This window comes from Sphaerospermopsis reniformis (assembly GCF_005402885.1).
GTDB classification, from domain to species: Bacteria; Cyanobacteriota; Cyanobacteriia; order Cyanobacteriales; family Nostocaceae; genus Sphaerospermopsis; species Sphaerospermopsis kisseleviana.
Genome location: NZ_BJCE01000037.1, coordinates 23,137 through 32,319 on the forward strand (window position 1 = coordinate 23,137; position 9,183 = coordinate 32,319).

Annotated in this window: 10 protein-coding genes; 3 read left to right on the plus strand and 7 right to left on the minus strand. The window is 37.7% G+C overall.

The genetic code is table 11. The features are described 5' to 3' along the window. Nucleotides 1-135: 135 nt before the first annotated feature. On the plus strand, nt 136-1,557 hold the full coding sequence (locus FFR48_RS07770) for an NADP-dependent isocitrate dehydrogenase (RefSeq protein WP_137666962.1): 1,422 nt from the start codon (nt 136-138) through the stop codon (nt 1,555-1,557). Nucleotides 1,558-1,738: 181 nt separating this feature from the next. On the opposite strand, the gene FFR48_RS07775 is transcribed toward FFR48_RS07770, so the two are convergent. Continuing rightward, nucleotides 1,739-2,029 (minus strand): type II toxin-antitoxin system RelE/ParE family toxin, encoded by a 291-nt coding sequence (locus FFR48_RS07775; RefSeq protein ID WP_137666963.1) that lies wholly within the window; start codon nt 2,027-2,029, stop codon nt 1,739-1,741. A gap of 4 nt (nt 2,030-2,033) precedes the next feature. Continuing rightward, nucleotides 2,034-2,315 (minus strand): ribbon-helix-helix domain-containing protein, encoded by a 282-nt coding sequence (locus tag FFR48_RS07780; protein WP_137666964.1) that lies wholly within the window; start codon nt 2,313-2,315, stop codon nt 2,034-2,036. A 390-nt stretch (nt 2,316-2,705) separates the two neighbouring features. On the opposite strand from FFR48_RS07780, the gene FFR48_RS07785 reads away from it, so the two are divergent. After that, nucleotides 2,706-3,254: a Uma2 family endonuclease gene (locus tag FFR48_RS07785; RefSeq protein WP_137666965.1), complete on the plus strand. Its 549-nt coding sequence runs from the start codon at nt 2,706-2,708 to the stop codon at nt 3,252-3,254. Between the two features lie 246 nt (nt 3,255-3,500). After that, nucleotides 3,501-4,973 carry a serine/threonine-protein kinase gene (locus tag FFR48_RS07790; protein ID WP_236104029.1) on the plus strand — a complete coding sequence of 491 codons (1,473 nt, stop codon included), beginning with the start codon at nt 3,501-3,503 and terminating at the stop codon, nt 4,971-4,973. A 51-nt stretch (nt 4,974-5,024) separates the two neighbouring features. Here the strand turns inward: FFR48_RS07790 and FFR48_RS07795 are convergent, their stop codons facing one another. From FFR48_RS07795 to FFR48_RS07815, 5 genes are read right to left on the minus strand one after another with little or no spacing between them, the layout of a single operon-like run. Continuing rightward, nucleotides 5,025-6,788 carry a serine protease gene (locus FFR48_RS07795; RefSeq protein WP_137666967.1) on the minus strand — a complete coding sequence of 588 codons (1,764 nt, stop codon included), beginning with the start codon at nt 6,786-6,788 and terminating at the stop codon, nt 5,025-5,027. Beyond that, a complete protein-coding gene (locus FFR48_RS07800; RefSeq protein WP_137666968.1) occupies nt 6,789-7,280 on the minus strand; it encodes a PIN domain-containing protein in 492 nt (163 codons plus the stop codon). It lies immediately after the preceding gene. Continuing rightward, nucleotides 7,264-7,518 (minus strand): UPF0175 family protein, encoded by a 255-nt coding sequence (locus FFR48_RS07805; protein WP_137666969.1) that lies wholly within the window; start codon nt 7,516-7,518, stop codon nt 7,264-7,266. The genes FFR48_RS07800 and FFR48_RS07805 overlap by 17 nt, the downstream gene beginning before the upstream one ends. Before the next feature lie 41 nt (nt 7,519-7,559). Further along, entirely contained in the window at nt 7,560-8,354 is a 795-nt protein-coding gene (locus tag FFR48_RS07810) for a S1 family peptidase (protein ID WP_137666970.1), read from the minus strand. A 6-nt stretch (nt 8,355-8,360) separates the two neighbouring features. Continuing rightward, nucleotides 8,361-8,900, minus strand: a complete 540-nt coding sequence (locus tag FFR48_RS07815; protein ID WP_137666971.1) for a COP23 domain-containing protein — start codon at nt 8,898-8,900, stop codon at nt 8,361-8,363. Between the last annotated feature and the right edge of the window lie 283 nt (nt 8,901-9,183).

Sequence of the window (9,183 nt, forward strand, 5' to 3'; positions counted from 1 at the left end):
AAAAATCAAAAGTCAAAAAACAGGGAATAGGGAATAGGGAGAAAAATTTATTCTACCTTCTGCCTCCTGCCTCCTGCCTCCTGCCTCCTGCCTCCTGTAACTCCTTGAAATTATTCTATTTGGAATGTGTTAACTATGTACGACAAGATTACCCCCCCGACAACTGGCGAAAAAATTACCTTCAAAAATGGTGAACCCGTTGTTCCTGACAATCCTATTATTCCCTTTATTCGTGGTGATGGCACAGGTATTGATATTTGGCCAGCTACAGAAAAGGTGCTTGATGCTGCGGTAGCAAAAGCATACAACGGCAAAAGGAAAATTAGCTGGTTTAAGGTTTATGCTGGTGATGAAGCTTGTGATTTATACGGCACTTACCAGTATTTACCCCAAGATACTCTCACCGCTATTAAAGAATATGGCGTTGCAATTAAAGGACCTTTGACTACTCCGGTAGGTGGTGGGATTCGCTCTTTAAATGTGGCATTACGTCAAATTTTTGACCTGTACGCCTGTGTGCGTCCTTGTCGTTACTATGCAGGAACTCCTTCCCCACACAAAAACCCGGAAAAATTGGATGTGATTGTTTACCGGGAAAATACGGAAGATATTTATTTGGGGATTGAATGGAAACAAGGTAGTGAAATAGGCGATCGCCTCATTTCCATTCTCAACAATGAACTTATCCCCGCTACCCCAGAACACGGTAAAAAGCAAATTCCCCTGGATGCAGGTATAGGAATTAAACCCATTAGTAAAAGCGGTTCACAACGTTTAGTTAGACGTGCCATCAAGCACGCTTTACAACTGCCCAAGGCCAAGCAACAAGTAACATTGGTGCATAAAGGCAACATCATGAAATACACCGAAGGCGCTTTTAGAGATTGGGGTTATGAATTAGCAACCAGCGAATTTCGTAACGAAACAGTCACAGAAAGAGAGTCTTGGATCTTAGGAAATAAGGAGAAAAACCCTAACATTTCCTTAGAAGAAAACGCCAGAATGATCGATCCTGGTTTTGATGCTTTAACACCAGAGAAAAAAGCACAAATTGTTCAAGAAGTGGAAACAGTTCTGAACTCAATTTGGACAAGTCATGGTGATGGAAAATGGAAAGAAAAAATCATGGTAAATGATCGCATCGCTGATAGCATTTTCCAACAAATTCAAACCCGACCAGATGAATATTCAATTCTGGCTACAATGAACCTCAACGGTGATTATTTATCCGATGCTGCTGCTGCTATTGTTGGTGGTTTAGGTATGGGACCAGGGGCAAACATTGGCGATTCCTGCGCCGTTTTTGAAGCTACCCATGGAACAGCACCAAAACACGCCGGTTTAGATAAAATTAACCCCGGATCTGTGATTCTTTCCGGTGTCATGATGCTAGAATATATGGGTTGGCAAGAAGCCGCAGATTTGATTAAAAAAGGTCTAGGTGCAGCCATAGCTAATGGTGAAGTTACTTATGACTTAGCGCGGTTAATTGAACCACCTGTAGAACCTTTGAAATGTTCTGAATTTGCTGAGGCAATTATCAAACATTTCGGTTAATTGCGGTTAATTTCTATTAACTAAAGGGGCGGGTTTTTCCCGTCCTGTTTGTCAGAATCAGGATGTCCAGGATTTAAGGATGAACAGGATTCAATACTTTTCCATGAAGCCCAAAAAATAAAATTCTGTAGGTTGGGTTGAGGAACGAAATCCAACATTTATAGACAATCGTTGATTATTCCTAACTAAATACATCAGGTAAATTTCTTGCACCATGTACAACACGCACAACTTCTATACCATCTTCGATTTCACGGTAAAGAATTAAGTAGCTTCCAACAGGAAAATAACGCATTTCTGGAGCAATATCAGGTCTTGCTTGACCAATACCAGGATTTTTTGCCAAAAGTTGACTTTTTTCCTCTATTTGGTCAAGAATTTTATCAGCCACTACTTGATTATCAGCAGCAATATATAGCCATATTTCAATTAAGTCTTCTTCCGCTTGAGCAGTACGAAGCAGATATGTCATTTAATCACACATCCTTTTCAGAAATATCACTCAAACGCTTTCTTGCTTCTAGCTTTATAGCTTCTATATCTGCGAATTTTCCAGCACCGCTATTAATACCTTCTTGCCACAAACGATGTATTTCATCAAGATTTTGGGACTGAAGTAAACGCTTATATTTCCAGTCTCGCAGTGCTTCGCGGATAATTTCACTGCTGCTGGCATATTCACCAGATTTTACTGCATCACGAACCAAAGCGGCCATTTCTGGGGTTAAAGCAACACTGATTTTTTCGACGTTAGGCATAAATCATACCTCTATTTTGCTCTATAGTAGCAATATTTCCTACCAAAGTAGAATTTTTATCATATTTAGTTAATGCGGTTAACCGTCCGATGAGGGTTTCCTATTAATATTTATTGTTTATTGTCAGAATCAGGTGGTTATCGAGTTTCGACTACGCTCAACTACCGCGACTTGTACTGAGCGGTTAGTGAGCTTGTACTGAGCGACTTGTACTGAGCGCAGTCGAAGTAAGTCGAAGTGCGTAGTCGAACTATGTCGAAGTAAGTCGAGATAATGTCCAGGATTTGAGGATGAACAGGATTGGATTGAGAAAATGTATAAAAATGTATAAAAATGATATTTGAGTCATAATATCAATAATATCTGTGTTGAAAAGGAGAATAGATAATTATGGTAATGATACCAATTAAAGAAGATGTATTAAAAAAGTATTCCTTAGAAGATTGGATGCAAAGTTCCCCAGAAGGTACAGAATGGGTAAATGGGGAATTATTGGAGAAAGAAGAAGTGACATTGAAACACAGTCGGGTACAAGCAAAACTAGCTACTTACTGGAGAAATTACAAAGATTCTAGTGAACAAGGTGGAGAAGTTTATACAGAAGCACCCTGTCGCACTCATCAACAAGGTCGTCGTTCTGATGTTGCTTATCTTACTCCAGAGTTGATGCAGCAGTTTGGTGAACCTGCTGTTTTACCTCAAAGTTTTCCCCTCGTAGCAGAAATAATTTCTCCTACAGATTTAGCAGAAGATATGATTGCTAAATCTCAAGAATATTTGCAATCAGGAAGTGAGGAAGTTTGGTTAATTTTTCCTGAAAATCGTTGGATTATTGTAATTACTAAAAATCAACGTCTTGTGTTTATTGCTGGTGAAATAGTGAGGACTCAAATTGTATTACCAGGGTTTAATATTGCAGTAGATGAATTATTGGGTTAAGACAACAGAATTATTAGGGGAAGACATATTACCAGGATTTAGTTTGAGTTTAGATTGTTATTAATCTGCTCAATTTTCACCACCAACTAACCGACTCAGATCATTATCCACAGCACCTAAAGGTAAAATTTGTGCCATAATGAACCTTAAGCGGGGGGAAAATAACTTCCAGGGTACAGAGTGAATCTTGGTATGAACAGCATGAAGATAGGTGGACGTTACGAGTACGACGAAAATCACAACCAATTGGGAAAAGGTGGATTTGGAACTACCTTTTTAGCGAAAGATACCAAACGACCGGGAAACCCTCTTTGTGTTGTCAAGAAGTTTACACCACCCAGTACAGAACCAGATACTTCTTTAAAAAAACTTAAAGAATTTTTTGACCAAGAAGCAGAAATTCTAGAAAAACTAGGAAAACATGATCAAATACCCACTCTTTTAGCTCATTTTGCAGAAAATCAAGAGTTTTTTATAGTTCAAGAATATATAGAAGGCCATGATTTGAGTGATGAATTAACATCATGTCCAAAAATGAGTGAATCTGATGTTATTAAACTCCTACTAGAAATTCTAGAAGTATTAGAATTTGTGCATAAAAATGAAGTTATACACAGAGATATTACGCCACGTAATATTCGCCGTCGTCAGTCAGATAATAAAATTGTCCTGATTGATTTTGGTGCAGTTAAGCAAATCAGCACGCAGTTGGTAAATAATCAGGGTCAAATTACTTCTACTTTAATTATTGGTACTACTGAGTATATGCCACCTGAGCGAAAAATAGGTAGAACAACATTTAGCAGTGATATATATTCAGTGGGAATAATTGCTCTGCAAGCACTCACAGGCTTGCGTCCTGAAGAATCAGAAGATAACAATATAGAAAATAACAATATATTAAAAGATAACAATACATTAAAAATTGTTTGGCGTGATCATGTCAATGTTAGTCCAAAACTAGCAGAAATTTTAGATAAAATGGTCAATTCTGACCCAATTAAGCGTTACCATGCAGCAAAGGAAGCATTAGAAGCACTTAGATGTTTATCATTCTCTAATGATACAGTTAACCAAAATCAAACTCTTGAGTCGAATGATAAAGGTATTGTTCGAACTGTCGTTGTGGCTCTTAATAAAAATAGCAATAGTTTAATCCAAGTATTACTTGTAGTAATTCCCCTTATTATCTTTACAATCATTGCTACAAGTACAATCATTTTCATTCCTAAAATGATTACACAAAGAGAAAATTTCTTACCTTATGAAAACAAAAAATATGGTATCAAAATAATTAAATATCCAGAATCATGGTCTCCCCCAGATATAGAAAACCCGGTTACAGGAGAATTTGTTACTTTTCTATCACCTAAACAAAAGAATGGAGATCAGTTTCAAGAAAGGTTGACAATCAGCGTAGAAGAGAAGTTTTATGGTACATTGGAGGAATTTACTAATTCTAATAAAAAGGAAATTAAAAATTCTTTGGTAAACGCAAATATTCTTGAGGAAAGTCAAACTACTTTATCTAATAGACTAGCTACAAAGTTAGTCTATTCTGGTCAAGCCGAGGGATATAATTTTTCTTTCAAGAATATGCAGATTGTAACTTTAAAAGGTGATCGGGTTTATAAAGTTACCTATACAGCCAAAATAGATGATTATGAGCATTTTCTCAAAACAGCAGAAAGTATGATTAAATCATTGAAAATTGATTAATTATCTGAATCAGGATTAATAAGACTTTAGCATTCAGAGTATTAGTTAATCTCATTGACTCTGAAACTGATTCAGCAATTGTAAAGTTTTTTGATACTCTATCTGATTACCTTGTTGCTGAAATAGGTTTACTGCCTTCTTCATGTCATCTATACTCCCCTTTTTATCTCCCAATAAATAACGAACAGATCCCCTTGCGCTGTAGAGTTCGGCAGAGTTAGGATTAAGTTTGAGAGCTTGGTTGAAATCAGCCATTGCCCCTTGTTTGTCTCCCAAGCCAATACGTACAGCACCCCTTCTAGCATAAGCAAGGACTAGGTTGGGATTAATCTTGAGAGCTTGGTTGAAATCGGTTATTGCAGTTTTTTTGTCTCCTAATTTATAACGTGCTGTACCTCTTCCAATGTAGGCTAAAGCATCATTTGGATTTACCTGGAGGGCTTGATTGAAAGCAGTCAATGCCTCTTGATGATCTTCCAATTCCAAGTATCTAAAACCATCTCCAGTGTAGGTTTTAGTTGGGTTGAGATTTTGTAAAGGTTGCTTATAATATTGAGATATTTTCGCCTGTAACTTGGGATCAAGGTCAGGATTAATTTTGAAGGCTTGCTTGAAATCTTCTATGGCTGCTTGTTTTTCTCCTAATTCATAACGGGCAATCCCTCGCAAAGTGTAGGCAATAGAGTAAGCTTCCTCATTGTTAGGGTTAATCTTGATGGCTTGATTGAAATCCGCTATGGCTGCTTTTTTGTCTCCCAGATCATAACGGGCTGTACCGCGACCTATATAGGCTATGGCATCATCGGGATTAATCTTGAGGGCTTGATTAAAATCGGCAAATGCGCCTTGGATGTCTCCTGTTTGCAAACGTATCAAACCTTGCCTGTTATATGCTTCTGTAGATTTGCGGTTAAGCTCAGATTGTTGATAATGATCAACAATAGCAGCCTGTAATTTTGGATTGAGTCGAACAGCTTCATTATAGGCGACTATTGCCCCTTGATAGTCTCCTTTTTGATATTTATCCAAAGCCTGGATTAAGAAATCATCAGCTTTGGGTGCTGTGGACACTCTCTGAGGAGGTGGACTCACACCAAAATCTATCCCAGATTTAGCCGACCGTCGCAAAAAAGTATTAATAGGAATGCCCAAATTAAAACCTGATTTAATATACCTAACTGTAGGATTAATATTTGAGGTTTCTATCTTTGCTTTTGCTTCATCTCCCCTTCCATGAACTCCTATTAATTCACCTTTATCATTAAACACGGGTCCACCACTCATCCCTGGTAAGGTAATATTGCTATACACCAAAGCATAGCCATCTTTAAGTGGTCTAGAAGCATTCGCCGTAATTTTGCCATCAGTGAAATTATAAATTGAGCGAGAAATCGAATTAGCTTTAGCTATTGGAAATCCTGCTACATAAGCTATTCTCCCTTCTGGAGATTGATCAGAATCACCGATTTTAGCAACAGGGTAATTACTGCTGCTAGTAAATTGGAAAATAGCTAAATCTACTTCCGGTAAAAAAGATTTAACTGTGTTGTAGTTGAGTGGATAGCGTTTACCATCTGGAGTGACTATTTCAGCTTTATTCCCAGAGACAACATGAGCAGCAGTAAGAACGGTGTAAGTCTTGCCTGAACGCTTGATAATTACCCCTGAACCAGGAGTTATACTCTCAATTAAAACAGTGATTTGTTTTGCTCTTTTCGACACCTCGGTTGATGATAGTGCAAAAGCTGTTTGAGTTTGTACCAGGGCGATTGATACCCCTATCAATGCTGCTGGAATTGTGTATTTATAATTCATTTATTTTGTCTCCTTTTTTAAAATCTGAGATAATAAATCGGGTGCAATATGAAACCCAGCTTCTTCGCGTAACTGGTTAATCACCAATGGCAGTGAAGAAATCTGTCCATTACGTGATGCACGTATAACTACACCTAATATTCCTGTAACTTGTAAACCGAAACTTTTAGCAATTCTTCTCCCATCTCGTTCATCTAAAATTATCCAATCTGCATCTAGCAACAATGCAAGTGCAATTGCTTCTGCTTCACCTTTGTCTAAATCTCGCTGTAATAGCTGTACCAAAGATGGATTATTAACCTCCCGCACTTGAAGCCATCCTGCAATTAGGGCTTCTCGCAGGTGATCAGAACCTGGTAGCATTTCTTCTACTCGCAATTCCTCTAATACAGCCTTTGGGATCAGTATCTCCCCAAATTGTTGGCGTAATAATTCTAGCTGATCTATAATTGCCAGATTCAATAATGGCGAAGTATTACTGACCACTGGCATAGTTTAAATCATCCTCCAATTCAGCCAATTCATAGTGTCTATTAATCCCACGTTCTCCTAATAATTTACCAAATTCATATTTTCCCATAGCAGCTAACTCTCTAGCCTTACCAAAAGATAATAGTTCTTGGCTATAGAGAGCTAATGCTAATTCAACCAATAATTCCTGTTCTATACGTTTTTCCGGTAGTCGAATTGCTGCAATTACAGAATCGGGAATAGACAGTTGCACACTCATAATTATTTACCCATCAATTAATTCAATTGCTGATATTTTAATTATCTATGAAAATGCGAATTAGATATCTGTAATTTTCCCATATTTTGTATTACCTGATCCATTGGTACAGCCCAACTCAAACGGATAATTTGCTGATGTAAATTTTCTTCTGCTTGCTCACCATCCATAAATAAAGAGGGAACATCCCATAAAGGATAAGCGTGCATACCATTCACACCGACAACTTCACCACTTTTATTCAATAAAGCTCCTCCACTCATTCCCTTTTCTAAACGGTTGGTATATCCCACTTGATAACCTTGTTCTAAAGCTTTTTCTAACACTAAAGAAACCTTACCACTATTAAAAACAAATTTAATTTGCTCCGTTTCTTCCTGCACAGGAAAACCAGCCACAAATACTTCATCATCCACCTTGGGAGCATTACCCAAAGCAGCTACAGAATAATCTTTTTTAATACTTGTAAATTGCAAGATTGCCAAATCATAATCTTGAAAATTCACATTGTTTGGTACACTCGCTTGATAGATTTTACCATCTGGTGTTTGAATACGATAAGGGGGGTCATCTGCTCTCAAAACATGGGCATTAGTTAATACTGTATAAACTGAATTTTGTCTATTTAGTAATATTCCTGAACCCAAAAATTCTGTTGATAATATCTTTACAGTAATATCAGCTGCTTTTTCTTGCAACTGTTCTATTGATAATTGAGTAGGCGGTTGTGTAATGCTAGTTTTTTCAGCAGAAATAGTGATATTTCCTGCCGAAGCTGACAGCAACATTGACACACCGCTAATACAGGCGACAAATTTTAATATGTGCCAGTTCATGTTCATTTAATCTGGTTCAACTGTAGCATTTTCAAGGAAAAGCTGGAAATCAACATTAAATCCAGTTTCGCTCAATATTCTTCCTGCGGCTAAACCCCGTTGGTCTAAGAGTCTGCTGAGAGTAACACTGGGATCAGATCCACGTTTGAGGGTAAATAATAAATTATTATCTGTACAAGGAGCATTCAGGCGAGTACCCGCACAAATAACAGGTTGATTTTTCAGGACTCCAGGATTAATATTTTTGAGCGTACCGTTGTCATAACTCCTTTGAAATCTCCGTGATACCTCTTCACAACGACGTTGAGCAGTCCAAGGTGGTGGAAAATAAGCGTTAGAAGTCCAGTGAATTATAGCTCTTTTTCTACCATCTTGAGTCCTGGCAAAGGTGACGGGTACACCTTTACTTTGACCACAATAAAAGGTTGCGCTTCCTGCATAGCTGGGTTGGTTGCTAACTGCGGTTGTGGCTAATACTGTCAAGGATGCTAGGGTGACAGTTCGCGTTACTCCTATCCACACTTGACTAAATAAGCTCTTTGTCATAAATTTAGGCAATTTTTCTGTGATTAACGTGATATTGTTATAATCACAATTATAACTGATACTTACAGAAATTTACAGGATAGGGTTTTGTCAAATTAGGTGCATAAACTTGATAAATAATCTAGGGGAAGTAAAACTCACAATTCCTCAATCAGCTTTTGCAGTTATGATCTAAAACAGTGTGCAAATCTACCAACTGCAAAAAGACTTATGAGTTTAAATCGTCGTCATTTCTTGGTTTTACTGGGTGCTAGTGCGGGTGCTTTTCTTCTCGATAGTTGCG

Excerpts from the sequence above, each read along its gene's own strand:
- FFR48_RS07770 (WP_137666962.1), top strand. The coding sequence starts at position 136 with ATGTACGACAAGATTACCCCCCCGACAACTGGCGAAAAAATTACCTTC.
- FFR48_RS07775 (WP_137666963.1), bottom strand. The coding sequence starts at position 2,029 with ATGACATATCTGCTTCGTACTGCTCAAGCGGAAGAAGACTTAATTGAA.
- FFR48_RS07780 (WP_137666964.1), bottom strand. The coding sequence starts at position 2,315 with ATGCCTAACGTCGAAAAAATCAGTGTTGCTTTAACCCCAGAAATGGCC.
- FFR48_RS07785 (WP_137666965.1), top strand. The coding sequence starts at position 2,706 with ATGGTAATGATACCAATTAAAGAAGATGTATTAAAAAAGTATTCCTTA.
- FFR48_RS07795 (WP_137666967.1), bottom strand. The coding sequence starts at position 6,788 with ATGAATTATAAATACACAATTCCAGCAGCATTGATAGGGGTATCAATC.
- FFR48_RS07800 (WP_137666968.1), bottom strand. The coding sequence starts at position 7,280 with ATGCCAGTGGTCAGTAATACTTCGCCATTATTGAATCTGGCAATTATA.
- FFR48_RS07805 (WP_137666969.1), bottom strand. The coding sequence starts at position 7,518 with ATGAGTGTGCAACTGTCTATTCCCGATTCTGTAATTGCAGCAATTCGA.
- FFR48_RS07810 (WP_137666970.1), bottom strand. The coding sequence starts at position 8,354 with ATGAACTGGCACATATTAAAATTTGTCGCCTGTATTAGCGGTGTGTCA.
- FFR48_RS07815 (WP_137666971.1), bottom strand. The coding sequence starts at position 8,900 with ATGACAAAGAGCTTATTTAGTCAAGTGTGGATAGGAGTAACGCGAACT.